Here is a 26,631-nt window from a genome sequence, read left to right on the forward strand (position 1 = left end):
AGAACTAAACGATGGAGACGTTGCAAACTTAGGAATTGGGCTACCAACCTTAGTTGCCAACTATATTCCAAAAGATATCGAAGTTTATCTACAATCAGAAAATGGAATGATTGGTCTTGGGCCTGCACCTGACGAAGATGATGTAGATATGGATATAACCAATGCTGGTGGTCGACCTGTGACACTTGAACAAGGTGGTATGTACTTTGATAGTTCAACATCATTTGGAATCATCAGAGGAGGACACGTCGATGTTACAGTACTTGGTAGTTTACAAGTAGATGAAAAAGGTAGTTTAGCCAACTGGATAATTCCTGGGAAAATGGTTCCTGGAATGGGTGGGGCTATGGACCTAGTAACAGGTGCTAAAAAAGTTATTATAGCAATGACACACACCAATAGAGGTAAAGCTAAAATACTTAAAGAATGCACATTACCATTAACAGCTAAGAATCAAGTAAACTTGATCATAACTGAAATGGGTGTTATGGAAGTAAAAGAAGATGGATTACATTTAGTTGAATACAACGATATGTTTACAATAGAAGAAATAAAACAAGCCACAGAAGCAGATCTTATCATCAATGATCCTTCTGTCATGAAAGTGAAGTGAATTTAATGGAAAAAGTAATGATTAGAATGCGTTTAAGCGCACACAATGCACATTATGGTGGAGGTTTAGTAGACGGAGCATTTTCTTTACAAGTATTTGGAGATGTTGCTACAGAACTACTAATTAGAACAGATGGTGATGAAGGGTTATTTAGAGCATATGACAACGTAGAGTTTTTGGCACCATTGTACGCTGGAGATTACATCGAAGTAACTGGTTGGATAACTCACAAAGGGAATACTTCAAGAAAAATGGCTTTTGAAGCTCACAAAGTGATTCAAGCAAGAACAGATATATCTGAATCAGCTGCAGAAGTACTAGAAGAGAAAATCTTAGTAGCAAAAGCAACTGGAACTTGTATTACTCCTAAGGATAAACAAAGATTCTAATGGAGAAATTAATCATAACAGCAGCGATTTGTGGTGCTGAGGTGTTAAAAGAACATAATGAATATGTTCCGTACACAATTAAAGAAATCCAACAAGAAGCATATAAAGCATATAAAGCAGGTGCATCTATCATACATTTACATGTTAGAAACGATGATGGTACACCAACTCAAGATAAAAACAGATTTAATTTAGCAATAAACGCAATCAAAGAAGTAGCACCAGACGTTATTATTCAGCCGTCAACAGGTGGTGCAGTAGGAATGACAAACGATGAACGTTTACAACCAACTGAACTACTACCTGAAATGTGTACTCTCGATTGTGGTAGTGTTAACTTTGGTGGGGATGAAGTATTCATAAATACCGAAGATGATATTAAGTATTTCGCTGAAAAAATATACTCAAAAAACATAGTGCCAGAGTTAGAATGCTTTGGTAAAATGCATGTTGACCAGGTTAATAATTTATATAAAAAAGGTTTCATAAAAGCACCCTTACATTTTAGCTTTGTACTAGGTGTAAATGGGGGACAAACAGGTGAAGAAAGAGACTTCATATTTCTAAAAGAAAGTCTACCAAAAGAAGCAACATATTCTGTTGCTGGAATCGGAAGATTTGAATTCAAATTAGCAGAACTAGCTATCAAACATGGAGGACATGTAAGAGTAGGGTTAGAAGATAACATCTATCTAGAAAAAGGTGTAATAGCAAAAGGAAATGAAGATTTAGTTATGAAAGTCGTGGAAATAGCTAAACAGTATAATAGAGAAATTGCCTCACCAGATGAAGCAAGAAGAATAATAGGACTTAAGGAGTAGACATGAAAGATTTATGCAAATACGGTACAAATAGAGTACTAGAACCAAGTGGTGTTTTACCACAAGCAGCAACAAAAATTAGTAACGAAATGAAGATCTATGATAACGAAATATTAATAGATGTAATTACACTGAATATCGATTCTGCATCATTTACACAAATTAAAAATGCATGTGATAAGGATGTATCTAAAATGGAAGAAATGATTTTAGATATCGTCAACACTAGAGGTAAAATGCAAAATCCAGTAACTGGTAGTGGTGGAATGTTAATCGGAACTATAAAAGAGATTGGTTCTGAATTCCCAAACAAAGAAATTAGAGTTGGAGACAAAATTGCAACGTTAGTTTCATTATCACTTACACCACTGAAAATTAAAAAAATCAATTCTATTAATCTAGATAATGATCAAGTTAATATAACTGGAGAAGCAATTTTATTTGAATCAGGTATTTTTGCCAAAGTACCAACTGACATGGATGAACATTTAGTCCTTGCAGCACTAGATGTTGCTGGAGCACCTGCTCAAGTTGACAAATTAGTCAAAGAGAATGACACTGTTCTGATAATTGGAGCAGCTGGGAAAAGTGGTGTGTTATGTGCTCACCAAGCGATGGTAAATGCTGGTCCAAATGGAACAGTAATTGGTGTTGTAAATGAGATGTGGCAAGTTGAACTTCTAAAAGAATTAGGACTGTGTCATAAAGTAGTTTTAGCAGACGCAACAAACGCAATTGAAGTATATGAAAAAGTAAAAGAAGTTCACTCAGAACTAGCTGACGTAACTATCAATGTTGTTAATGTTCAGAACACAGAGATGTCTTGTATTTTATCAACTAAAGATGATGGAGTAGTTTACTTCTTCAGTATGGCAACATCATTTACCAAAGCGGCACTAGGTGCTGAAGGTGTTGGTAGTGATGTAACTATGATTATTGGAAATGGATATACTAAGGGACATGCAGAATTAACTTTAAATGTTGTTAACAATAATAAGAACATTAAAGAACTTTTTGAAAGATTATATACATAGGTGAAAAACAATGGCAGTTAAATTATATAAAGAATATATTGAAAGAAAAAATACATACTTTCCAAATGTTACTGACGAACAATGGAACGATTGGAAATGGCAAACACGAAATAGAATCCAAACAGTTGAGGATTTAAATAAATTTGTATCACTAGATAATGAAAACATGACTTCTATCAAAGAAGTTTTAGGACAGTTTAGAATGGCGATAACGCCTTACTACTTAACTTTAATCAATCCTGAGAATGCAAACGATCCTGTATTGTTACAAGCTGTACCTAAAATCGAAGAACTACATTTTGGACAACACGATTTAGAAGATCCTCTTCATGAAGATGGAGATAGTGTTGTACCAGGACTAACACATAGATATCCAGACAGAGTATTATTTTTAATCACTGATATGTGCAGTATGTATTGTAGACATTGTACTCGTAGAAGATTTGCTGGACAACAAGATTCAGGATCAAAAATGGACAACGTTGATAAAGCATTAGAGTACATCAAAAACCACCCAGAAGTGAACGATGTTTTACTAAGTGGTGGAGATGCTCTATTAGTTGCTGATGAAAGACTAGAATATATTATTTCTCGTTTAAGAGAGATTGATCATGTAGGTGTAATAAGAATCGGAAGTAGAACTCCAGTAGTAATGCCTCAACGTATTACAACTGAGCTTGTAGATATGCTGAAAAAATATCACCCGATTTGGTTAAACACTCACTTCAATCATCCAAAAGAACTAACACCCGAATCTAAACTTGCAATTGATAGATTGGCAAACGCTGGTATCCCAGTTGGGAACCAATCAGTGTTACTAAAAGGTGTTAACGATTGTGTTAATATAATGAAAAAATTAGTTAAGAGATTAATTGAGATAAGAGTAAGACCTTACTATATTTACCAATGTGACCTAAGTCAAGGTATAGAACACTTTAGAACTCCGGTCAGCAAAGGTATCGAAATTATAGAAGGATTACGTGGACACATCTCTGGAATTGCAGTGCCAACTTTTGTTGTAGATGCACCAGGTGGTGGTGGAAAAATTCCAGTAATGCCGAACTATATAATTTCTCAAGCTCCAGGTAAAACCATTCTTAGAAATTACGAAGGAATGATTACCACATACTACGGACCTACAAGTTATGATAACGAATGTGATTGTGAAGACTGTGTTGATGCTAGAGAAGGTAATGTTGATCCATACATCCAACAGCAAGTTAGATTAGATCAATTCAACAATGTTAGAAAAAGAAAAAACAATCAATAAATATTTAAAGAATCACAAAACTATATCTATAATCGGGCTATCAAAAAACGCTGGAAAAACAACAGTTTTGAATCGATTAATAGAGGAACTAAAATCACAAACAATAGCAATCACATCTATAGGTTTAGATGGTGAAAAAATTGATAATGTAAATTACAAACCAAAGCCAAGAATCAAAGTGTATAAAGGTATGTTAATTGCAACAGCAACAGACTGTTTGATTGAAACTGAAATCAAATATGTTGTTCATGAAAAAACATCCATCAACACTGCTCTTGGATTGATAGTAATTATAGAAGCAATGAGTGACGGGTATGTATTAGTTGCTGGACCATCTACAAAAACCAAAATGAAAGAAGTAATAAAGAGACTCAAAAAGTACGAGCCAAATCGTATCTTTTTGGATGGTGCTTTGTTCAGGAAATCTTTCTCAGTTTATGATTTAGTTGACGCTATGATTTTAGTGACAGGTGCATCTTATTCTAGAGATATGAATAAGACAATAAATCACACAAGAAACCTAATTGACCAGTTGGATTTACCTTGTTCAACAATCAGATCTAAATACGACCTGATAGATGTTGATTCTAATGGTTATAACATAGATTCAGAATTCAGTAAAGACAAAGTATTTGAGTATATAATTAGCAATAAAATCAAACTAAAATATGCTAGAATTCATGGTGCAATTACAAATAGAATAACTGATAATATAATTTTGAATAGAGAGTATTTTGTTGATTGCACAGTGCATGTTGATGATTCAATTAGCTTTATTTGTGACATTCACAAGTACGAATTACTGAAAAAGTTGAACATAAAATTCGAAGTAGAAAACAGTGTTCCAGTTCTATTTCTAGCCATAAATCCATACTCTCCAACAGGGTATGAATATGATAATGAGAAATTTAAGAAACTACTGCAACAACACAATAAATTACATTGCATAAATGTTCTTGCAGATTTGGAGTGATATAAATGAGTAAATTAAAACTAAATAAAGAAAAAATACAAGAAGCCAGATCATTGGCAACCGCAATCGCGATTCAAACTCAAGAGTTTATTGATGTTCACACAACAGTAACGGTTGAAAGAACAATTTGTCGATTATTAGGAATAGATGGTATAGATGAAGTAGAAGTACCATTACCCAACATTATTGTTTCTCAACTTCAAAAGTCAGGAAACTTAAAACATGGTGTAGCTTCATACATTGCAAGTGTAATTAAGTCTGATGAGATTTCAATTGAGGAATTAACTTTAAAGATTTCCAAAAATGAAATTGATCTTAATAATTATGAACCTTTACAAAAAAATGAAGTTGAATCTATCCTTCAACCTTACATTACAGATTCTTTATATAAGATAAAACAAAATAAAATGTTTCGTGAAAACCAACAACTTAAATTTGGAGATAAAACAAGTCCGTTATTATATGTAATTGTTGCCACTGGAAATATTTATGAGGACGTTGTTCAGGCCAAAGCTGCAGCAAGAGCTGGAGCAGATGTAATTGCTGTTATTAGAACTACTGGTCAATCACTTTTAGACTTTGTTCCATACGGTCCAACAACAGAAGGATTTGGTGGAACTTATGCTACACAAGCGAACTTCAAAATTATGCGCGAAGCACTTGATGAAGTTGGGGATCAACTAGATCGTTATATCATGTTAGTTAACTATGCTTCAGGTTTATGTATGCCAGAAATTGCAGCAATGGGAGCACTAGAAAGACTTGATATGATGCTAAATGATTCTTTATATGGAATACTATTCAGAGATATTAATATGAAGCGTACATTCGTTGACCAATTCTTCAGTAGAGTTATTAATGCGTACTCTGGTATAATCATTAACACAGGTGAAGATAACTATTTAACAACTAGTGATGCTGTTACTGAGGCACATACTGTACTAGCTTCACAGTTTATAAATGAGCAATTCGCATTGAAGGCTTACATGAAAGAGGAATTACAAGGTTTAGGACATGCATTTGAGATTGATCCTAAGGTTGAGAATGGATTTCTGTATGAGTATTCACAAGCACTTATGGCTCGAGAAATTTTTCCGAATGCACCTTTGAAATACATGCCACCAACAAAACATATGACTGGGAATATTTTTAAAGGACAAGTTCAGAATGCACTTTTCAATATTGTAACAACAGCTACAAATCAACGTATACACTTATTGGGAATGCTTACTGAAGCAGTTCATACACCTTTTATGAGTGATAGATATCTTGCGATTGAAAATGCTACTTACATTAATACGACAATGAAAGATTTCGGTAATGAGATTGAGTTCAAAAAAGATGGTATTATAGTTAATAGAGCTAAACAAGTTCTTGAAGATTCAATTACACTATTAGAGGAAATTACTAATATTGGTATATTTGAGTCACTTGAAAGAGGTATATTTGCTGGAATTAAAAGACCTCAAGATAATGGAAAAGGATTAAAGGGAGTGTTCGCAAAAAGCGAACTATATGTAAATCCAATACTTGACCAAATGATAGCAGAGTTAAAGGAGGAGTTATAATGGGTTACGATATGAGCAATAAATCCTTTAACAAAGAATTAGATTTAAAAAAACTAAAACCATACGGAGATACAATGAATGATGGTAAGGTTCAGGTTAGTTTTACATTACCAGTAGCTAATGATGAGCAAGCGGGTGAAGCAGCGAAAGAATTAGCGAAAAAAATGGGATTGGAGAACCCTCTTGTAGCAGAGAGTATTTCTATTGATGAAACATTTACAATGTTCGTTATTTATGGTAATTTATCACATACGGTCAATTATGATGAAATAGAAGTAGTTGCGCTTGAAAATGATGTTTTATCAAAATATGAAATTGAAGATTTTATTGATGAGAACTTCAATAATAATATAGTTGTTGTTGGTGCTTCAACTGGTACAGATGCACACACTGTTGGAATAGATGCAATCATGAATATGAAAGGTTTTGCAGGTCATTACGGACTTGAGAGATATAGGAACATTGATGCTTATAATATGGGTAGTTCAGTAGAGAATGAAGATATGATTAAAAAGGCTTTAGAACTTGATGCTGACGTACTACTTATATCACAAACTGTAACTCAAAAAGATGTTCACATTAAGAATTTAGTTAATATGATAGAGTTACTTGAAATAGAGGGTCTCAGAGATCGATTTGTACTAATTGTAGGCGGACCAAGAATTAACCATGAGTTAGCTAAAGAACTTGGTTATGATGCTGGTTTTGGACCTAAAAAATACGCAGAAGATGTAGCTAGTTTCTTTATCAAGGAATTAAACGAAAAATAAATCACCTACGGGTGATTTTTTTTACTTCACTTATTTATAAAAAGTGGTATAATTTATAATGTACGATTTATGAGAGGATGATTAGAATGGCTTCAATAAAGAAAATAGGTACTGAGTTAAACTGGGATATAGAAAAAAAGGCAATTTATGGAAATTATAGTGGATTTGAGATTACTTTGGAGCAAAATCTGAGTTATAGTAATTCGCATAATAATTTTAAGATATTGTATATACCATATAACAACATATCTTCAAGTGATGCTGGGGCATTGTCAGATTTCATTAATCTAAATAAAAAAGACTTAAAAGCTATAAATTATGAAGTTAAGCAAAATATTTTAACGATCCGCTTGAATGAGGGGATAAAAGGTATCAATGCTGAACGATTGAAAGAAGTTTTAGATAAGTACATTACAAAGTTCTCACAGCTTGGTATAACACCAAGGAAAACTTGTATTTATTGTAATGATGAGTCTACTGATTCAACTGTATATATAAATAAAGTTAAATTACCTTCACATGAATCTTGTAAACAAGCTGCAATTGCAAAGGCAAACGAGCAAAAAGAGATACTGAACGAGCAACCTGGTTCTATTCTTGGTTATATAGGAGGACTAGTTGGAGCTATACTTGGAGCGATTCCTTACGCAGTGGCTGTCTGGTTTGGGTGGTATATAGGTATAATCACTATTCTAGCTGGAATTCTAAGTTACTATGGTTTCAATTTACTGGGTGGTAGACCTAAAAGATATACAAAATACATAATATCATTATTTACTTTTGGAGCAATAATATTATCTAATGTAGGAATAATGTTCTATATTGCGTTGGATAACGATGCTACAATACAACAAGTGTGGAATCACCCAGAACTTAAGGGGATTTTCACTGAGTCATTTGGAATGAGCGCATTATTTGGATTGATTGGTGTATTCTTTGTTTACTCAAGAATAAAAAATGACGAGAAGCAAATAGAAATTCTATAAAAAAAAGAGCCGAAAGGCTCTTTTTAATTTACACTCATTATTACTGGCATAATCATAGGATTACGTTCAGTTTTACTTTGAACAAAATCTTTAATTTGCTTAGTAATTTCACGTTTCAGTATATTAACATTTAACTTTTTAGTTTGTTTTAATTTACGTTCGACAATTAGTTTAACTTTTGCTGATATTTCAGAAGTTAGCTCCTCATGATCTCTCATGTAGATAAACCCTCTAGAAATAATAACTGGTTTTCCAATAACTTCTAAAGTCTCAGGATTGATGGTAACTATTGTACTAAGTAAGCCATCTTCACTTAAGTTCTTACGGTCCCTTATTACAACGTTTCCAATGTCACCAATACCAGTACCATCAACATAAACAGTCCCCGCTTGTACTTTACCTGCGATACGTGCTGTTTTTCTAGTTACAGCTAATACATCACCGTTATCCATAACAAATGATCTATCTTTTCTAACACCACATGCATGTCCAGTTTGGGCATGAATTTTTAACATTCTATATTCACCATGAATTGGCATAAAGAATTTTGGTTTTAATAGTTTAAATAATAACTTTTGTTCTTCACGTCCAGCATGTCCTGATGTATGTGTATCTGACAATGGGCTATTTACTATTACGTTGGCTCCACGTCTGAACAACTGATTAATAGTTTTCCCTACACCAATTTGATTACCTGGGATAGGAGAAGAACTGAATATAACAGTATCACCTGGAGTGATTTTGATTTGTCTGTGTGTTCCTGCAGCAATTCTACTAAGTGCCGCTAATGGTTCACCTTGTGAACCTGTACAAATAATAGTAATTTCTTCAGGGTTGTATCTTTTAATATGATTGGGATCAATCATAGTACCTTTTGGTGCTTTAATGTACCCCATTTCACTACCAACTTCTAATGTTTTCAACATACTTCTTCCGTATGCAGCAACTTTTCTGTTTGTAGCAACACTTGCTTCAATTATTTGTTGAACACGATGCACGTTGCTCGCAAATGTAGCTACGATTGCACGTCCCTTAATTTTTGTGAATATGTCTTTAATGCTACTTGCAACTGTCTTCTCACTTTTGGTGAAACCTGCAAGCTCACTATTGGTAGAATCACTTAAAAGAAGTAATACTCCTTTGTTACCTAGTTCAGCCATTCTTTGATAGTTCGCGTCTGGCCCAGTAGGTGTAAAATCAAATTTAAAATCCCCACTATGTACGATGACACCTTCTGGTGTATGTACGACAACTCCAAAGCTGTCTGGGATTGAATGATTTGTTCTGTAGAATGAAACACTTAGTTTACCTAAAACTAGTTTTTCATACTCTTGAAACTCGATTACGTTAGCACGTAATCCTCTATGTTCTTTCATTTTGTTCCTAATTAAACCAATGGCAAAACCATTCGCATATATTTTAGGAATATGAACTTGGCGTAAAAGATAAGGTATTGCTCCAATATGATCCTCATGTCCATGAGAAATGATTAAAGCTTTTATCTTTTTCTGGTTTTCTTTTAAATACGTATAGTCATTGATTACATAATCGATACCTAACAATGAATCATCGGGAAAAAGGATCCCACTATCAATTATGATTATTTCATCTTGATACTCTATACAGTACATATTCTTTCCAACTTCACCAAGACCACCTAATGCAAAAACACCGACTTCGTTTTTGTTTAATAAATTACTTTGCATTATTATAGTCCTTTCTGGATAAATGTATTCTTGTTACCTCTATTATACACAAATATGTGGTCATATGTGAACAAATGTTCTTGAAAGGGTTTGTATAGTAAAAATCGACCCTTTTAAGAGTATCCTACAGATCAAACTGCTCAATGGCAATAAATTGGTTTCCTCGATATAATTGGGCATGAATATGTTGTATGTTTTTTAAGCAATCATACAATTAATATTACTTAGGGATAGATATGTGTTCTATAAATCTTTTTTCTTGAATTTGACTTTACTATTTAGGGTAAAAGACTTAATAATCATAAGAGTTATATTCTCCTATAAATGAAGTAGACCTAGATATAGATTGTCAATTAGACATGTGATTCATGAAAACGAATTTTCACATAGTCACTTACGAAGTTAGATTATTTATTTAGAATAATAATACATTAGATAAACGGCTCTGTGCTTGAGTTTAAGCCCATTTATTTCTATCAAAAAAGTGTGAAATATGGTATAATAAAGAGAAATAGCGATGAAATGGGCAATAATGATGTAAGCGTTTACGACTGTAAACGCCTAAACTGTGCGCTTTAGCTGTTTAAAGTGTTCTTACAATTAAGAAATGAGAATGGAGCTGATAATTTTGATTGAAGGTATTATATTAGCGGGTGGAAAATCAAGTCGAATGAAGCAAAATAAAATGCTACTACCTTACTTGGGTAAACCTCTAATTTATCACACAGTACAATCGATGATTACATATTGTAATAAAATTACAATAGTAACAGGACATTATACCGAAGATTATACTTCATTATTTGAATCCGATAATAAGGTTCATATTATCCATAATGATCAGTATCAATTGGGAATGTTTAGCTCAATAAAAAAAGCAATAAAAGATGTAAATAGCAATATTTTTATTATTCCAGGTGATTATCCCTTGGTCAGTAAGACTACTTACGAAAAATTGATACAAGGAGATGGCCTGATCAGAGTTCCTGTTTGTAGTGGGAGACGAGGACATCCAATTTTTATTTCACACAACTTAGTATTAGATTTAAAGAATGAAGATATTTCTTCTAACTTAAAGGTTTGGCGAGACAAACATGAAGTTAACTACATTGAAGTAAAAGATGAAGGAATATACAAAGATATAGACACAGTAAGTGAATATAGACAGTTATTAGAAAGGACTGGTTCGTAATGAAAATTAATAATTTTGTCAAAGTCAAAAATTTAGAAGAAGCATATAACTTACTTCAAGAAGACAAAGACAATGCAATTGTTGGTGGTGGAGCTTGGTTAAGACTTACTAACAAAAACGTTAAGACGTTAATCGATTTAGAAGAATGTAAATTAAATGAAATTAAAGATGGTAAAGATACTCTTACTATTGGTGCGATGGTTACCTTGAGAGATTTGGAAACAAATGAATCCTTGCAAAAAATTAATGATGGAATCCTATCAAATGCAATAAAAGGCATTATGGGTGTTTCAATCAGAAACATCGCTACAATAGGTGGAAGTATTATTGGTAAATATTCTTTTAGTGATATTTTAACCCCGCTATTAGTTATGGACTGCTCATTAGAATTCTATAAAACAGGAACGATGACTTTAAAAGAGTTCATGAAACTGAAAAAAGTAGATGACATTTTAATGAACATTATAATCAAGAAAACAAACAACAAAGGATATTTCACAGCAATGAAGAAAACCAGCTTAGATTTTGCTGTTGTCAATGTGGCAATCACCAAGGGTGAATCAATATCAATCGCAGTCGGTGCTAGACCGAGTGTCGCTCTGTTACAAACAGAAGCAATGGATTTTATCAATAAAGAGGAAGTAACCTTAGAGACGATAGAAAAAGCTGCTTCAATGATTTCTAAAAACACAAAATTTGGTAGCAATGCAAAAGCAAGCGAAGAATACAGAAGAAGCATTGTAGAAACATTCATAAAACGAGGACTAAAAGAGGTGACACAAGGATGAGAGTAAAACTAGATATTAATAACCAAATATTCAATGTAGATGTAGAACCAGGTGAGTACTTACTAGATACATTAAGAAACAATCATTTCAAAAGTGTAAAACGAGGATGCGATAGTAGTAGTTGTGGTGTTTGTACTATTTTAATAGACAACAAACCAGTAGCATCTTGTACATTGCTAACTGCAAAAGCTGAAAATCATAAAATAACAACTGTTGAAGGAATTCCAACAGAAGCAGAAAAACTAGGAAAATACATGGGAGACGAAGGTGCAGATCAATGTGGATATTGTAATCCATCTCTTGCATTAACTGTATACTCATTAAAACTAGAAAACCCAAAAGCAGACAACCAACAAATAAAAGAATACTTAGTAGGAAACCTTTGTCGTTGTACAGGATACCAATCTCAACATACAGCGATAAGAGATTATTTGGAGGACAACAAATGAAAACAGTAAATAATAAAATACCTTCAATAGATGGTATGGGGTTATTAATGGGAAGACCTGCTTACACAGATGATCTTGCTGAACCCAATTCATTAATCATAAAAATAATGCGTTCTCCACACGCTTTTGCTAGAATCGTTTCTATCGATAGTACAGAAGCTTTAAAAATACCAGGTGTAGAACTTGTATTAACTCATAAAGATTTCAAAAGAAACTCATTCACAAGAGCAGGACAAGGATACCCAGAACCATCTCCACATGACAAATTCGTTTTAGACGAGTTCGTAAGACACGTTGGTGATGAAGTACTGGCAGTTGCCGCAATCAGTGATGAGATTTGTGAACAAGCATTAAACGCAATCAAAGTAGAATACGAAGTGCTTACACCTATTCTAGACTTTGAACAAGCACTAGATAACGAAACAATCCTTCATCCAGAACCTGAAGCAATTGAAATGTTCCCAATTGGTTTTGAACCAAAAAGAAACATTGCCGCAGCGTATCACATGGAAGTTGGTAACGTAGAAGAAGACATCAAAAAATCAGATGTAGTTATTAAAGAATCTTTCTACACACAAGCACAAAACCATATGGCACTAGAACCACACACAGTAAACGCAAGACTAGACTACCAAGGTAGACTGGTTTTAATCACCTCAACACAAACACCGATTCACGTTAGAAGAATCATCTCTCAAACATTAGAGATTCCTCTATCTAAAATCCGTGTAATTAAACCACGTGTTGGAGGAGGATTTGGTGGGAAACAACAAGTCCATGGTGAAATGTTCGTATCTGCAGTAACAATGAGAACAGGAAAACCATCAAAAATAATATATACAAGAAAAGAAGTATTTGAATCAAGCTTCCAAAGACATCCAATGCGTCTAGATATAACTCTAGGAGCATCAAAAGACGGAATCCTAGAAAGTATTGATTGTTATATCTTAAGTGATACAGGAGCATACGGTGAACACGCACTAACAGTATTCATGGTTGCCGGATCAAAAGTATTACCTTTATACAACAAAGTAAACTCAGTACGTTTCCACGGTGACATCGTATATACAAACCACACATCAGCTGGTGCATTTAGAGGATACGGTGCAATCCAAGGGAACTTCGCTGTCGAAAGCGCAATTGATATCTTAATCGAAAAATTAGGAGTAGATCCTATTGAGTTTAGAGACAAAAACATGATCAAAGAAAACGAAACATCACCAATCTTTGAAATCATGGGTGAAGGGACAGAAGGTACTGCGATGAATATGGATTCTTGTAAATTAGATTTCTGTCTACATAGAGGAAAAGAACTAATCAAATGGGATGAAATCTACCCAAGAAAACAAATCTCAGAATCAAAAGTAAAAGGTGTCGGTATGGCAATCGCTATGCAGGGATCTGGAATACCATACATCGATATGGGATCTGCCACAATCAAATTAAATGATGATGGATTCTATAACTTAATGATCGGTGCAACAGATATCGGACAAGGTAGTGACACAATCTTAGCTCAAATCGCTGCGGAAACATTAATGTGTGATATCAAAGACATGATCGTATATAGTTCTGATACAGATTTAACTCCATTTGATACAGGAGCATACGCTTCATCAACTACTTACGTATCAGGTAACGCAGTGCACAAAGCTGCCTTAAAAATGAAAAAGAAACTAATCAAAGAAGCTGCTCATGTCTTCAATGTTAAAAAAGACGAAGTAGAATATGATGGTAAAACATTCAAAGCAGGAGACAAAGAAATCACAATCAACGAATTATCAAATAGATTATATTACAACGAAGATCAAAAACAACTAACAGTAACAGCATCTTACGTTGGACATAAATCTCCACCTCCATTTATGGCAGGTTACGTTGAAGTAGACGTGGACACAGACACAGGTGTTGTAGACATTAAAAACTATGTCTCAGTAGTAGACTGTGGAACAACAATCAACCCAATGCTTGCTAGAGGGCAAGTAGAAGGTGGAATCGTTCAAGGTATCGGTATGGCAATGTATGAAGAAGTTCTATACAACAAAAAAGGACAAAAGATTACTAATGACTTACTTAACTACCATGTTCCAACACGTATGGAAATCGGAGATCTAACTACAGAATTCGCTGATAGTTTTGAAGAATCTGGACCATACGGTGCAAAATCAGTAGGGGAAATCGGAATCGATACTCCACCAGCTGCACTTGCAAATGCAATCTACAACGCAGTAGGAGTAAGAATCAAAACATTACCAATTACTCCTGAAAAAATCTTAATGGCGTTAAAGAATAAATAACTCAAGAGGTGAGCACATGGATTTATATAACACAATATCGAAACTCACAAGCAAAGGAACCCCTTTGGTTGTAGTAACAGTCATAGAAAAAAAAGGTGATGGACCAGTAGAAGTCGGTAAAAAAATGGTCGTAACATACGATCATACCTTATTCGGTACAGTAGGTGGTGGTGCACTAGAATTCCAAGCAATAGAACTTGCAAAAGAACTTCTAAAAACAAGAAAAAGCACCACTAAGAAATACCTACTAAAAGAAGGAAAAGAACTAAAAGATTCAGAAACACTTCCTATGGAGTGTGGCGGAGTAGTAACTATGTTCTTTGAATACATTGGACCATTAGAAACAATATACATATTTGGTGCTGGACATGTTGGACAAGCTCTAACAAACGTCTTAAAAACAATGAACTTCCACGTAAAAATCATCGATCACAGAGAACCTGTCATCAATGAATTTATTGGTGGGGATGATGTAATCTTATCTTCATTCACAGAGTATATCGACAATAACGAGATATTTGAAAATAGCTTTGTTATCGTTACAACACCATCACATAGATATGATTACGCAGTTATAAACAAAATAATAGAAAATAACATAAAACTAAAATACTTAGGAATGATCTGTAGTCATTTAAAACTAAAAGACTTCCTAAACAAAACATATGAGAAATTTGGAAAAGACGTAGATCTATCTAACTTCTATTCACCAATAGGGTTAGATTTGGGTGGACAAAGTCCTGCTGAAATTGCAGTTTCAATCACATCAGAAATCTTAGCAATCCACAACAATAAACCAAACCATGCTCATATGAGAACAACGCTATTTGAAGGTAAAGATAAATACTGGGAATAAAAAATAACTCTAACTGTGAACCCACAGTTAGAGTATTTCTACCAAAGAGGTGACAACATGTACGATTTAAGAATAATCAATGGATTAGTGTATAAAGAGTTAGAATATCACGAAATGAATCTCTATATCACAGATGGTCTTATATCTAAAATTTCTAACGAATTGTTTGAAGCAAAGGAAACGTATGACGCTGATGGATTATTGGTATTTCCTGGGGTCATTGATCCTCATACACACTTTGAATTAGATTTAGGTACAAGAACATCAAAAGATGATTTTAAAAAAGGCACAGAAGCTGCCGTTTTTGGTGGAGTAACAACCATTATAGATTTCCTAAGTCCCGTAAACAACAATCAAGACTTAGAAAAAGAATTTAATCTAAGAACTGTACAAGCCAAAGATTCTCTTATTGATTATAAGTTCCATGCATGTGTCATGAACCCAAAAGGTAATGTAGAAACAATTGTAGATACAATGTCTACTCTTGGATTAAATACAGTGAAATTATTTACTACATATAGTGATTCAAATAGAAGAACGTACGATACAGAAATCATTGAGTTATTAAAACTATCTAAAACAAATAATTTTATGGTCACTGCTCATATCGAGAATGACGATCAAATTATTCAAAAAGATAATATGACATATCATGATTTACCAATCAGTAGACCTACCATCTCAGAAACATCTGAAGCATTGAAACTTGCACAATACGCAAGAGATACAGGTGGAAACTTATATATGGTTCATCTAAGTAGTGGTAAGACATTGAAGATGCTAAAAGAAGAATATAGCGACATCCTAAATAAAAACCTGATTATTGAAAGTTGTCCTCATTATTTTGTATATGATAACTCAATTCTACAATCCAAACTTGGATTCTTATATACAATGGCACCTCCTCTTAGAAGTTTTGAAGAAGTAACATTGTTAAAAAACAATATAGATTCTGTCTACACAATAGGGACAGACCACTGTACATTTGATTTCAAAGACAAACAAAAAACACTTCTAAAAGATATGCCACTCGGTGTTGGTGGAGTTGAATATAGTTTTGATATTATGTTTTCAATGTTTGGAATTAAAGTCGTTGATAAAATGACACAAAACGTCGCAAAAGCACATAAGTTATTCCCTCAAAAAGGAATTATACAAGAAGGCAGTGATGCTGATCTATTCCTTTATAAATTAAAAGAAAAACAACTCACAGAAAACCATAGTGATACAGATCATTTTATATACAAAGACTTCCCTGTTAAAGGCGAAGTTGTATCAACAATGTCAAACGGTATATTCGTATTAAAAGATAGAACGTTACAATCAAACACAGGAACATTACTAAACAAGGTGGTGAAATAATGAATGCATTAATCAATGTAACATATTACGATTTTAAAACATATCAAGAAGATTCATACATTCTATTCAAAGACACTATTATAGAAATAGGAAAAATGGAAGACTATGAGAATTTTAACTATCAAGAAATTGATTGTTCTAATCAAATAGTTATGCCAGGACTTGTAAATGGACACAGTCATATATACAGCACATTCGCAAGAGGAATGAGTGTACCATTTAATCCAAATAACTTTCAAGAGTTGTTAGAACAGTTATGGTGGAAACTAGATAGAAACCTGACAAATGAAATGAACTACTACTCAGGTATTGTATCTGGGGTAGAATACATAAAAAACGGAGTAACAACGATTATAGATCACCACGCTAGTGCTGAAATTCAAGGTTCTCTAAACTCTTTAAAAAAAGCATTAAACGAAGTAGGAGTTAGAGGGATATATTGTTTTGAATCCAGTGATCGATTTGATATCGATCAGTGTATCAAAGAAAACAATACATTCATCAAAGAGAACAATGATTCATTCAATCGTGGGTTATTCGGAATGCATGCAGCATTCACATTAAACAACGAATCATTAACTAAAATTAAGAAACAAACCAAAGGTCCAATTCATATTCATGTCGCTGAATCTAAAATGGACCAAGATATCTCAATTAAAAAATATAACAAAAGAGTAATAGAACGACTTCACTCTTTTGATCTTATAAGAAAAAATAGTATTTTAACTCATTGTCTATATCTAAATAAAAGTGAGTATAAGATAATCAAGGAAAATCAAGCTGTCATCGCATTGAATGTAAATTCCAATATGAACAACGCAGTTGGATTACCTGATTATCAGGCAATGAAAAAACACGGTATAAAAGTAATCATCGGTAATGATGGGTTAAGTCAAAACATTACAAGTGAGTATCATAGTTTATATTACACTATGCATTCTAAGACAAAAGACCCACTTGGGTTTGGACTAGATGATTTGAAGAGAATTATAAACGATACATATGATTACGCAAACGACATTTTAGAAACCAAAATAGGAACAATCGAAAAAGGGTATGAATCAGATTTAATCATTCTAGATTTTAATAAACCAACCCCTGTAAAAGAAGAGAACATTTTAGGACATTTATTCTTTGGATTATTCCATGATTTCAAACCAAACCACGTATTTGTTGGTGGGAAACAATTACTAGAAAACAAACAAGTAGATAAAGAACTACAAAATACATACAACCAATCTTCCTCATACGCACAACTATTATGGGACAAGATTGAGAAAGAAGGAAACCTATGAAATTAAATGTAAGTTTTGACGGTATTAATATTGAAAATCCTTTAATGCCAGCTTCAGGACCAATAGTAGGAGATAGTACAAAATTATTATTTCTACAAAACGAAGGGGTAGGAGCTTTAGTCACAAAAACAATTTCTACCAAAGAACCACATATCCCAAGACCTTGTATTTATGGAGACAAAGATTACGTTATGAACAGTGAACTTTGGAGTGAACATTCATATGACACATGGATCAACGAATTTCTACCAGAACTAAAGGAGAAAAAAGACCGTCCCTTAATCATTAGTGTTGGTTATACAAAAGATGATATGGAATTCTTGATTCCTCGTTTAGACAAATTCGCAGATGCATTTGAAGTATCAACGCATTACGTTGGAACTGATTTATCAGTAATTGCAAATACAGTTGCGACAATTAGAAAACATACAGCTAAACCAATTTACATGAAGATAAGTCCACACATACCAAGTCCTGTAGAATTTGCAAAAGCTTGTAAAAACGCAGGAGCAAATGGACTAGTAGCAATCAATAGCCTTGGTCCTACAATGAAAATAGACCTAGAAACAAAGTCAATCAAATACGCTCCAGAGAGTGGATTTGTTTGGACATCAGGTCCAGTCATCAAAAACTTAGCACTTGCTACTGTATATAACATTAAAAAAGCGATGCCTGATTTCACAGTCATCGGAGTTGGTGGAGTTCAAAACGCAGATGACGTTATCGAATTCTTACTCGCAGGTGCAGACGCTGTTCAAATGTTGAGCGGTGCGTTACTAAAAGGAAAAGGTTTATACAAAAAAATAATCAATGACTTACCTAAAAAATTAGAAAAATATGGTTTCAAATCAGCACAAGAAGTAAAAGATTACACATTAAATAATCCAGTTACATACGAACCACGTGTTCCAGTGCTCCTAGAAGACAAGTGTACTAAATGTGAACTATGCGTTAAAGTATGCCCATATTTCGCAATTGAATTAAAAGACAAAATCACATTCGATGCTGATATGTGCTTTGGTTGTGGATTATGTATCTCAAAATGTCCGTTCAAGGCATTAGAGTAGGTGCAAAATGAAAGATATAAGTAAAACAATAAAGAAAGTAGACAGCGATGACAAATCATCGGGGAAGTCTAAATATATAAGCGATTATAAAATAGATGGAATGCTTCAAGCAATCACAGTTAGAAGTAAACATCAAAAAGCTAAAATCATAAATAGAAAATATCCTGTTCTTGAAGAAGGATATTACATAATTGATCATACGGATATTCCTGGTGTAAACTTTGTCAAAATGATATTTGATGATATGCCTGTGTTCGCAGTAGATCAAGTAAATTATTACCTAGAACCAATTGCTTTAGTAATTGGTCCAGACAAAGAAAAAGTACTTGATATCGTAAACATGATAGAAATAGAGTATGAAGTATTAACACCGCTATACGAGTATACAAATAGTGCAATAAACTATAACTTTACAAAAGGAAACATCGAACAAGCAAAAAAAGATTCTGAATTCGAGATAGAATACACATATAACACACCATACCAGGAGCAACTATATATCGAACCTCAAGGTATGATTGGTTATTTTGAAGATGACCAAGTTACTTTAGTTGGTAGTATTCAATGTCCTTACTATGTAAGAGACGCAGTAATTTCTATCCTAGATTCAAAAGAAGAATATGTAAGAGTAAAACAAGCCACAGTAGGTGGTGCTTTTGGTGGTAAAGAAGAATTCCCAAGTTTAATAGCGTGTCATCTTGCTATTGCAGTTCATAAGATTAAGAAGCCAATCAAACTTGTCTATGAAAGAGAAGAAGATATGGAAACAACAACCAAAAGACATCCAGCAACCATTACTTTAAAAGCATATATGAAAGATAACCAGATCCTAGGTATCGGGAGTAATGTTGGAATTGATGCTGGAGCATATATCGGATTAAGCGGTGTTGTATTATCAAGAGCATTAATCGCTTGTACAGGGGTTTATACAATAAACAACCTTGAGATAAACGGCGATGTATTCTTAACAAACACTGTACCAAATGGTGCGTTTAGAGGATTTGGTGCTCCACAAATGTTGTTTGCGATTGAAATGTTTATCCATCATATCGCAAAAGAATTAAATGTAGAACCACTGACTTTAAGAAAAGACTACTTAGCAAAACAAAATGATTCTACATCAACGTCAGGTACATTTAGAGATCCAATCATTATGCCAGAAATGCTAGAAAAAGTATTAAAAGAATCAGACTATATTAGAAAAGAAAAAGAATATAAAAAAGAAGATTCTTTAAAAGGAATCGGTATGAGTTGGTTTTTACATGGTTGTGGATTCACAGGTTCAGGTGAAGCAACTCACATCAACGCGGTCGTAAAACTAGAAAAAGATATCAATGATATCGTAACAATTCTAATCGCCGCAGTTGATATGGGACAAGGTGTAAAAACAACAATGATTAAAATTGTTTCAAACATATTAGATATTCCACTTGAGAATGTTAAATATAATCATCCAGATACAAACTTAGTTCCTGATTCAGGACCAACAGTAGCGTCACGTACAATAATGATCGTTGGTGGTTTGGTTGCTAGAGCTGCCAAACAATTAAAAGAAAACTGGAAAGATAAAGAGTATCAATTAATCACAGAAAAATACAAACAACCATCTTATATTAAATGGGATGAAGACAAATTCCATGGAGATGCATATCCTGCATATTCATGGGGAATAAACATTATCGAAGTAGAAGTAGATAAAAACACATACGAAGTAACTGTCAAAGAAGGATGGAGCGTTTACGATGTTGGAAAAGCAATCGATGAACAAATCATCTTAGGGCAAGCAGACGGTGGGCAACTTCAAGGAATCGGTTATGGTTATTTAGAAGTAATGAATGCTGTCGATGGAAAAATACAACAAAAGAATGTTACTGATTATATAATTCCTACATCAGTAGACGCACCTCCACTTCATACATACTTAATGGATAATCCATATCCACTAGGACCATATGGAGCAAAGGGCGCAGGTGAACTTACACTTGTTGGTGGAGCACCAGCTGTCGCACTAGCTGTTGAACACGCAATCGGTAAAAAGGTAACCAAAATACCAGTAACACCTGAATACATAATGGAGTTGATGAACAATGAGTAAAATAACATTTATACTAAACAACAAAGAAGTATCAACGACACAAAATCCAACTGTAAGACTTCTTGACGTACTGCGTGAAGAGTTTGACTACACAGGTTCAAAAGAAGGCTGTGGAGAAGGTGAATGTGGAGCTTGTAGTGTATTACTAAACGACAGACTTATAAACTCGTGTCTTGTTCCAATAGGAACAGTCCATGAGCAAAGCATACTGACAATTGAAGGATTAAGTGAAACAAAACAAGGGAAATTACTAATCGATTGTTACAGTAAAGAAGGCGCAGTACAATGCGGATTCTGTACCCCAGGTATGTTGATGGCAAGTCATTCACTATTAAGTGAAAATCCCAACCCAACAGACTTTGAAATAAGAATTGGACTATCAGGGAACTTATGCCGTTGCACTGGATACAACATGATCATCAAAGCTGTTCAAAGAGCTAGTAAAGAAGGTGCTGGATTATGGTAGATTATTTAATCCCTAAAACGCTGATTGATACACTTGAATTCATTAATAACAATGAATCAAAAATCATATCAGGTGCGACAGACTTACTAGTACAAAGAAAACAAGGTGCTGAAATCACACCTAATTTCACAAAGAAACCAGTATTCATTTTTAACATCAAAGAACTAAAATATATTCGAGAATCATATGAATTTATATACATTGGAGCATGTACGCCTGTCAGTGATTTACTCAATCATGTAGGGATACCTAAACTTCTGAAAAAAAGCATTGAAGTAATGGCATCACCAGCTTTAAGAAACTTAGCAACATTACCAGGAAACATTGTAAATGCATCTCCTGCAGGAGATACATTACCAATATTATATGCACTAAATGCATCTGTAAAAATTCAAACTCTCAATTCAAAAAGAATTGTAAAAGTTAGAGATGTAATCACAGGTCCAAGAAGAACCATTCTTAAATCCAATGAAATGATAACTGAGGTACTAATTCCAAAAGTCTCATTCACAAAAGAAGACTTTATCAAAGTCGGTGGAAGAAAAGCTGATGCGATTAGTAAGATATCATTTACATATGGAGTAAACATAAAGGAAAACATCATAACAGACCTAAGATTAGTATTTGGGGCAGTAGGTCCAGTTATGGTAAGAAGAAAAGAACTAGAAGAGAAATATACAAACATTGAAGTCTCAAAACTCAAAGAATTAAAACAAGAAATCTTAAACGATTATCAAGAATTTATTACACCGATAAATGATCAAAGATCAAGCAAAGAATATCGAAAAAAAGTAGCCTTAAATCTATTAAGTGATTTAGTAGATTCATTGTAAGAAGGATGTGAACTAATGAGAAATCATCAAATCGCAATCGGTAAAGAAAAAGCAGAATTAGTCCTAAAAAACTGTAGAATTATTGATGTCTTCAATCACAAGATAGAACAGAATGATATCGCTATAGAAAAAGGAATCATTGTTGGTATTGGGCATTACCAAGGTATCAAAGAAATCGACATGAAAAACAAATATGTTTCTCCTGGTTTTATTGATGGCCATGTTCACATTGAATCTTCAATGTTAACACCAACAGAATTCTCAAAGATAGTTGTACCAAGAGGTACAACAAGAGTTATCGCAGACCCCCACGAAATAGCTAACGTACTAGGTGTAAAGGGAATTGGGTTTATGTTCAGATCTGGACAACAAACGCCAATGAAACTACATTTAATGGTTCCTTCATGTGTGCCTGCAACTGCGTTTGAAACAAGTGGAAGTACTATTTCAAATGAAGATATATACAGTTTAAAAGATAGAGACGGGATACTAGGTCTTGGAGAAGTTATGGATTATCCAAGTGTAATACATGGAGAACATAACATGCTCAACAAACTATCAGTTATGAAAGATAAAATTATTGATGGACATGCACCTCTTGTTACTGGAAAAGAATTGAATTCATATCTTTTAGAAAACATAAAAACCGATCACGAATGCACGAATGTACAAGAATTAAACGAGAAAGTAAGTAGAGGAATGTATATTCATTTAAGAGAAGGATCTGCGACTAGAAATGTAGAAGCTCTTATTGGAGGAATAACACCTCACAATCATACAAGATTACTATTCTGTACTGATGATAAACATCCTATGGATATCATCAGAGAAGGCCATATTGATTACAATATCAATCTAGCAATCAAGAATAATGTCGATCCAATAACTGCCATTAAAATGGCTACTATAAATATTGCGAATTGTTACGAGTTAAGACAAGTCGGAGCTGTTGCTCCTGGTTATATCGCAGACTTAGTAACATTCAATGATATTCAAAACATAAAAGTTGAAGAAGTATTTATAGATGGTTTATTAGTCGCAAAGAACAAAGAAGCGTTATTTGAAGTAGAACACTTTGAAGATGTTCATGTTATTAATTCAGTAAAACTAAATCTTCCAGATGTTAAGTTTGACTTAAAACTAAAAGATGATTTAGTGAAAGTAATAAAATTAATACCTAACAATGTAACTACAAACAAAGTAATGAGAAGAGTTTCTATAAAGGACGGATTGTATGTTAATAACCCAGAAAACGATATTCTAAAAGTAGCTGTAGTTGAAAGACATCACTACACTAAAAATATCGGAATCGGATTGTTAGAAGGATACGGACTTAAAAATGGTGCAATCGCAATGAGTATTGCTCATGATTCTCATAACATAGTTGTTGTTGGAGATAATGACAAAGATATGTTTAAAGCAGTAGAAAAACTACATAGCATCCAAGGTGGTATTGCAGTAGTTAGTAATGATAAAGTACTGGGTTCTATTCAATTAGAAATCGCAGGACTAATGACAAATAAAGATTATAGTTTTGTAAATGAAAAACTGAAAGAACTAGAAGAAAAAGCATTTGGCTTAGGAATAAATGACGATGTTGATGACCCATTTTTATCACTTGCATTTATGAGTCTTCCAGTAATCCCAGAGTTAAAACTTACAGATAAATCATTATTTGATGTTATACAATTCAAACCAGTAGAAATTGAGGGTGATTAGATGAAGTACGTAAAGAACTATCAATGTACACTGTGTGAGAAAACATATACTGATTTCAGCTTGATGACATGTCCAGTATGTGGAGAAAAAGGAATTCTAGAAATTAATTACGATTACGAATTAATGAAAGAAGAAGTAAACCTTGATTATTTCAATAATAACAAGGATATGTCTATGCTTAGATACTTACCACTTATGAGTATAGAATCAAGTGATTATTCGACCTTAAAGGTTGGATGGACTCCTCTCTATAAATCAAGTAATATCAGCAAGAAATACAGTGTTGAAAACTTATATATAAAAGATGAAGGAGTGAATCCAACGGCTTCACTTAAGGATAGAGCGAGTTTGGTTGCATGTATCAAAGCAATCGAAAGTAACAATGATTTCATCTCTTGTAGTAGTACAGGAAATGCAGCGTCCAGCTTAGCAGGAAATGCTGCCAAGATGAACCTGAAAACAGTTATATTTATCCCAGAAAGAGCACCTGAAGGAAAGCTATCACAGCTTATCAATTACGGCGCAAATTTGGTTAAGGTAAAAGGTGATTATAAAGATACATTTGAATCAAGCAAGGTCGCAATTGATCAATATGGTTTCTATAATAGAAATGCAGCGATCAATCCCCACCTTGTAGAAGGTAAAAAAACAGTCGCTTTAGAAATCGCAGAACAACTACATTTTACAAACATTGACAATGTAATTGTTAGTGTTGGTGATGGTTGTACTGTATATGGTGTTTATAAAGCATTTTACGATTTATTCAGTATTGGAATGATCAAAAAAATACCGAAAATTATCGGAGTGCAAAGTAAGGGATGTTCACCATTCTATGATGCATGGAAAAACAAAGAAGCAATCAAAGAAGCTGACGAGAATACAATCGCAGATAGTATCGCTGTTGGTATTCCAAGAAATCCTGTAAAAGGATTAAAAGCAATTGAAAACAGTAATGGTTATTTTATAACAGTTACTGATGAAGAGATTTTAAACGCAATGAAAGAACTTGCTTCAAACGAAGGAGTATTTGCTGAACCAGCAGCTTCTGCAAGTTATGCAGGTTTTGTAAAATCAATTGAAGAGAATCTTATTGATACATCAGAAACAACGGTTGTTATTGTTACCGGTAATGGATTGAAAGATCAAGTAAATGCGTTGAAAAACAGTAAACACACATATCACATAACTAAAAATGATTTCAAAACAAAAATAAAAGAACAGCTTCCATTAGAAGCATTCTTAGATTTAATAAACTAACGAGGTGAAGGAAATGAGTAAAATACCATATGATAAAATACTAAAACAAGCTGAATTATACAAAGAAGACATTACTACATTTTTAAGAGACATGATCGCTATTCCAAGTGAGAGTTGTGATGAGGAATTAGTAGTACTTAGGATTAAGGAAGAAATGGAGAAAGTTGGTTTCGATAAAATCGATATCGATCCAATGGGTAACATCTTAGGATACATCGGTACAGGGTCACACTTAATCGCTATGGATGCACATATCGATACAGTAGGTGTTGGAGAGATTAAAAACTGGGATTACGATCCTTACGTTGGTGCATTGATTGATGACATCATTGTTGGACGCGGAGGAAGCGACCAAGAAGGTGGAATGGCTTCAATGGTTTATGCAGCTAAAATAATTAAAGATTTAGATTTAGAAAATGATTTCACATTATTAGTTACAGGTACTATTCAAGAAGAAGACTGTGACGGATTATGTTGGCAATACATAGTGAATGAATCAAACATAAAACCTGAATTTGTTGTGATCACAGAACCAACATCATTAAACATTTATAGAGGACATCGTGGACGTATGGAAATCAAAGTTTCTGTAGCAGGTGTTAGTTGTCACGGTAGTGCTCCTGAACGTGGAGATAACGCAATATTTAAAATGGCACCAATTCTATTAGAACTAGAGCAACTACATCCTAAACTTTTAGATAATGAATTCTTAGGAAAAGGTAGTTTAACTGTTTCAGAAATATTCTATAGTAGTCCATCACGTTGTGCTGTAGCTGATGGTTGTTCAATCAGTATTGATAGAAGATTAACAGATGGTGAAACATA

Annotated in this window: 24 protein-coding genes; 23 read left to right on the forward strand and 1 reads right to left on the reverse strand. The window is 33.6% G+C overall.

Features of this window, described 5'->3' with window-relative positions; all coding sequences use genetic code 11:
• From AC2LE6_RS03920 to AC2LE6_RS03960, 9 genes are all read left to right on the forward strand, one after another.
• Nucleotides 1-613 (forward strand): 3-oxoacid CoA-transferase subunit B (locus tag AC2LE6_RS03920; RefSeq protein WP_484477946.1); only part of this gene is annotated, 613 nt, incomplete at its 5' end.
• Between the two features lie 5 nt (nucleotides 614-618).
• On the forward strand, nucleotides 619-1,002 hold the full coding sequence (gene kal, locus AC2LE6_RS03925) for a 3-aminobutyryl-CoA ammonia lyase (protein WP_484477947.1): 384 nt from the start codon (nucleotides 619-621) through the stop codon (nucleotides 1,000-1,002).
• Nucleotides 1,002-1,823: a 3-keto-5-aminohexanoate cleavage enzyme gene (gene kce, locus AC2LE6_RS03930; RefSeq protein ID WP_484477948.1), complete on the forward strand. Its 822-nt coding sequence runs from the start codon at nucleotides 1,002-1,004 to the stop codon at nucleotides 1,821-1,823. The genes kal and kce overlap by 1 nt, the downstream gene beginning before the upstream one ends.
• Nucleotides 1,824-1,825: 2 nt before the next feature.
• A complete protein-coding gene (kdd, locus tag AC2LE6_RS03935) occupies nucleotides 1,826-2,857 on the forward strand; it encodes an L-erythro-3,5-diaminohexanoate dehydrogenase (RefSeq protein ID WP_484477949.1) in 1,032 nt (343 codons plus the stop codon).
• A gap of 10 nt (nucleotides 2,858-2,867) precedes the next feature.
• Nucleotides 2,868-4,127, forward strand: a complete 1,260-nt coding sequence (gene kamA, locus AC2LE6_RS03940; protein ID WP_484477950.1) for a lysine 2,3-aminomutase — start codon at nucleotides 2,868-2,870, stop codon at nucleotides 4,125-4,127.
• Nucleotides 4,099-5,100, forward strand: a complete 1,002-nt coding sequence (kamB, locus tag AC2LE6_RS03945) for a lysine 5,6-aminomutase reactivase subunit KamB (RefSeq protein WP_484477951.1) — start codon at nucleotides 4,099-4,101, stop codon at nucleotides 5,098-5,100. The genes kamA and kamB overlap by 29 nt, the downstream gene beginning before the upstream one ends.
• Nucleotides 5,101-5,105: 5 nt before the next feature.
• A complete protein-coding gene (gene kamD / locus AC2LE6_RS03950; RefSeq protein WP_484477952.1) occupies nucleotides 5,106-6,668 on the forward strand; it encodes a lysine 5,6-aminomutase subunit alpha in 1,563 nt (520 codons plus the stop codon).
• Complete coding sequence (kamE, locus tag AC2LE6_RS03955) at nucleotides 6,668-7,438, forward strand: lysine 5,6-aminomutase subunit beta (protein WP_484477953.1); 771 nt, start codon at nucleotides 6,668-6,670, stop codon at nucleotides 7,436-7,438. The genes kamD and kamE overlap by 1 nt, the downstream gene beginning before the upstream one ends.
• An 86-nt stretch (nucleotides 7,439-7,524) precedes the next feature.
• Complete coding sequence (locus AC2LE6_RS03960) at nucleotides 7,525-8,424, forward strand: hypothetical protein (protein WP_484477954.1); 900 nt, start codon at nucleotides 7,525-7,527, stop codon at nucleotides 8,422-8,424.
• A gap of 23 nt (nucleotides 8,425-8,447) precedes the next feature.
• On the opposite strand, the gene rnjA is transcribed toward AC2LE6_RS03960, so the two are convergent.
• Nucleotides 8,448-10,130, reverse strand: a complete 1,683-nt coding sequence (gene rnjA, locus AC2LE6_RS03965) for a ribonuclease J1 (RefSeq protein WP_484477955.1) — start codon at nucleotides 10,128-10,130, stop codon at nucleotides 8,448-8,450.
• A 613-nt stretch (nucleotides 10,131-10,743) separates the two neighbouring features.
• On the opposite strand from rnjA, the gene AC2LE6_RS03970 reads away from it, so the two are divergent.
• The 14 genes from AC2LE6_RS03970 to AC2LE6_RS04035 all read left to right on the forward strand — a co-directional run.
• Nucleotides 10,744-11,322, forward strand: a complete 579-nt coding sequence (locus AC2LE6_RS03970) for a nucleotidyltransferase family protein (RefSeq protein WP_484477956.1) — start codon at nucleotides 10,744-10,746, stop codon at nucleotides 11,320-11,322.
• Complete coding sequence (locus AC2LE6_RS03975; protein WP_484477957.1) at nucleotides 11,322-12,110, forward strand: FAD binding domain-containing protein; 789 nt, start codon at nucleotides 11,322-11,324, stop codon at nucleotides 12,108-12,110. Before AC2LE6_RS03970 ends, AC2LE6_RS03975 begins: the two co-directional genes overlap by 1 nt.
• A complete protein-coding gene (locus AC2LE6_RS03980; RefSeq protein WP_484477958.1) occupies nucleotides 12,107-12,559 on the forward strand; it encodes a (2Fe-2S)-binding protein in 453 nt (150 codons plus the stop codon). The genes AC2LE6_RS03975 and AC2LE6_RS03980 overlap by 4 nt, the downstream gene beginning before the upstream one ends.
• Nucleotides 12,556-14,856 carry a xanthine dehydrogenase family protein molybdopterin-binding subunit gene (locus tag AC2LE6_RS03985; protein ID WP_484477959.1) on the forward strand — a complete coding sequence of 767 codons (2,301 nt, stop codon included), beginning with the start codon at nucleotides 12,556-12,558 and terminating at the stop codon, nucleotides 14,854-14,856. Before AC2LE6_RS03980 ends, AC2LE6_RS03985 begins: the two co-directional genes overlap by 4 nt.
• A gap of 16 nt (nucleotides 14,857-14,872) precedes the next feature.
• The gene (locus tag AC2LE6_RS03990; protein ID WP_484477960.1) at nucleotides 14,873-15,712 is read left to right on the forward strand and encodes an XdhC family protein; all 840 of its coding nucleotides are present in this window, start codon (nucleotides 14,873-14,875) and stop codon (nucleotides 15,710-15,712) included.
• Nucleotides 15,713-15,769: 57 nt separating this feature from the next.
• On the forward strand, nucleotides 15,770-17,074 hold the full coding sequence (locus tag AC2LE6_RS03995; RefSeq protein WP_484477961.1) for an amidohydrolase family protein: 1,305 nt from the start codon (nucleotides 15,770-15,772) through the stop codon (nucleotides 17,072-17,074).
• Entirely contained in the window at nucleotides 17,074-18,369 is a 1,296-nt protein-coding gene (locus tag AC2LE6_RS04000) for an amidohydrolase family protein (RefSeq protein WP_484477962.1), read from the forward strand. The genes AC2LE6_RS03995 and AC2LE6_RS04000 overlap by 1 nt, the downstream gene beginning before the upstream one ends.
• Nucleotides 18,366-19,436, forward strand: coding sequence for a 4Fe-4S binding protein (locus tag AC2LE6_RS04005; RefSeq protein ID WP_484477963.1), 1,071 nt, complete (start codon nucleotides 18,366-18,368; stop codon nucleotides 19,434-19,436). Before AC2LE6_RS04000 ends, AC2LE6_RS04005 begins: the two co-directional genes overlap by 4 nt.
• 7 nt (nucleotides 19,437-19,443) lie before the next feature.
• Nucleotides 19,444-21,531, forward strand: a complete 2,088-nt coding sequence (locus tag AC2LE6_RS04010; protein WP_484477964.1) for a xanthine dehydrogenase family protein molybdopterin-binding subunit — start codon at nucleotides 19,444-19,446, stop codon at nucleotides 21,529-21,531.
• On the forward strand, nucleotides 21,524-21,997 hold the full coding sequence (locus AC2LE6_RS04015; protein ID WP_484477965.1) for a (2Fe-2S)-binding protein: 474 nt from the start codon (nucleotides 21,524-21,526) through the stop codon (nucleotides 21,995-21,997). Before AC2LE6_RS04010 ends, AC2LE6_RS04015 begins: the two co-directional genes overlap by 8 nt.
• Nucleotides 21,991-22,830, forward strand: a complete 840-nt coding sequence (locus AC2LE6_RS04020; RefSeq protein ID WP_484477966.1) for an FAD binding domain-containing protein — start codon at nucleotides 21,991-21,993, stop codon at nucleotides 22,828-22,830. The genes AC2LE6_RS04015 and AC2LE6_RS04020 overlap by 7 nt, the downstream gene beginning before the upstream one ends.
• A 15-nt stretch (nucleotides 22,831-22,845) precedes the next feature.
• Nucleotides 22,846-24,549 carry an adenine deaminase gene (ade, locus tag AC2LE6_RS04025; RefSeq protein ID WP_484477967.1) on the forward strand — a complete coding sequence of 568 codons (1,704 nt, stop codon included), beginning with the start codon at nucleotides 22,846-22,848 and terminating at the stop codon, nucleotides 24,547-24,549.
• The gene (gene thrC / locus AC2LE6_RS04030; protein WP_484477968.1) at nucleotides 24,550-25,806 is read left to right on the forward strand and encodes a threonine synthase; all 1,257 of its coding nucleotides are present in this window, start codon (nucleotides 24,550-24,552) and stop codon (nucleotides 25,804-25,806) included.
• A gap of 13 nt (nucleotides 25,807-25,819) precedes the next feature.
• A partial coding sequence (locus AC2LE6_RS04035) for a YgeY family selenium metabolism-linked hydrolase (protein WP_484477969.1) occupies nucleotides 25,820-26,631 on the forward strand: 812 nt, incomplete at its 3' end.

The organism is Candidatus Izemoplasma sp. (assembly GCF_982632705.1).

What these genes read in the sequence shown, in the direction of transcription:
- kal (WP_484477947.1), top strand. Translation starts at nt 619, where the DNA reads ATGGAAAAAGTAATGATTAGAATGCGTTTAAGCGCACACAATGCACAT.
- thrC (WP_484477968.1), top strand. Translation starts at nt 24,550, where the DNA reads ATGAAGTACGTAAAGAACTATCAATGTACACTGTGTGAGAAAACATAT.
- AC2LE6_RS03980 (WP_484477958.1), top strand. Translation starts at nt 12,107, where the DNA reads ATGAGAGTAAAACTAGATATTAATAACCAAATATTCAATGTAGATGTA.
- AC2LE6_RS03990 (WP_484477960.1), top strand. Translation starts at nt 14,873, where the DNA reads ATGGATTTATATAACACAATATCGAAACTCACAAGCAAAGGAACCCCT.
- AC2LE6_RS04020 (WP_484477966.1), top strand. Translation starts at nt 21,991, where the DNA reads ATGGTAGATTATTTAATCCCTAAAACGCTGATTGATACACTTGAATTC.
- AC2LE6_RS03970 (WP_484477956.1), top strand. Translation starts at nt 10,744, where the DNA reads ATGGAGCTGATAATTTTGATTGAAGGTATTATATTAGCGGGTGGAAAA.
- AC2LE6_RS04000 (WP_484477962.1), top strand. Translation starts at nt 17,074, where the DNA reads ATGAATGCATTAATCAATGTAACATATTACGATTTTAAAACATATCAA.
- AC2LE6_RS04015 (WP_484477965.1), top strand. Translation starts at nt 21,524, where the DNA reads ATGAGTAAAATAACATTTATACTAAACAACAAAGAAGTATCAACGACA.
- ade (WP_484477967.1), top strand. Translation starts at nt 22,846, where the DNA reads ATGAGAAATCATCAAATCGCAATCGGTAAAGAAAAAGCAGAATTAGTC.
- AC2LE6_RS03995 (WP_484477961.1), top strand. Translation starts at nt 15,770, where the DNA reads ATGTACGATTTAAGAATAATCAATGGATTAGTGTATAAAGAGTTAGAA.
- rnjA (WP_484477955.1), bottom strand. Translation starts at nt 10,130, where the DNA reads ATGCAAAGTAATTTATTAAACAAAAACGAAGTCGGTGTTTTTGCATTA.
- AC2LE6_RS03975 (WP_484477957.1), top strand. Translation starts at nt 11,322, where the DNA reads ATGAAAATTAATAATTTTGTCAAAGTCAAAAATTTAGAAGAAGCATAT.
- kce (WP_484477948.1), top strand. Translation starts at nt 1,002, where the DNA reads ATGGAGAAATTAATCATAACAGCAGCGATTTGTGGTGCTGAGGTGTTA.
- AC2LE6_RS04010 (WP_484477964.1), top strand. Translation starts at nt 19,444, where the DNA reads ATGAAAGATATAAGTAAAACAATAAAGAAAGTAGACAGCGATGACAAA.
- kdd (WP_484477949.1), top strand. Translation starts at nt 1,826, where the DNA reads ATGAAAGATTTATGCAAATACGGTACAAATAGAGTACTAGAACCAAGT.
- kamE (WP_484477953.1), top strand. Translation starts at nt 6,668, where the DNA reads ATGGGTTACGATATGAGCAATAAATCCTTTAACAAAGAATTAGATTTA.
- kamB (WP_484477951.1), top strand. Translation starts at nt 4,099, where the DNA reads ATGTTAGAAAAAGAAAAAACAATCAATAAATATTTAAAGAATCACAAA.
- kamA (WP_484477950.1), top strand. Translation starts at nt 2,868, where the DNA reads ATGGCAGTTAAATTATATAAAGAATATATTGAAAGAAAAAATACATAC.
- AC2LE6_RS03960 (WP_484477954.1), top strand. Translation starts at nt 7,525, where the DNA reads ATGGCTTCAATAAAGAAAATAGGTACTGAGTTAAACTGGGATATAGAA.
- kamD (WP_484477952.1), top strand. Translation starts at nt 5,106, where the DNA reads ATGAGTAAATTAAAACTAAATAAAGAAAAAATACAAGAAGCCAGATCA.
- AC2LE6_RS04005 (WP_484477963.1), top strand. Translation starts at nt 18,366, where the DNA reads ATGAAATTAAATGTAAGTTTTGACGGTATTAATATTGAAAATCCTTTA.
- AC2LE6_RS03985 (WP_484477959.1), top strand. Translation starts at nt 12,556, where the DNA reads ATGAAAACAGTAAATAATAAAATACCTTCAATAGATGGTATGGGGTTA.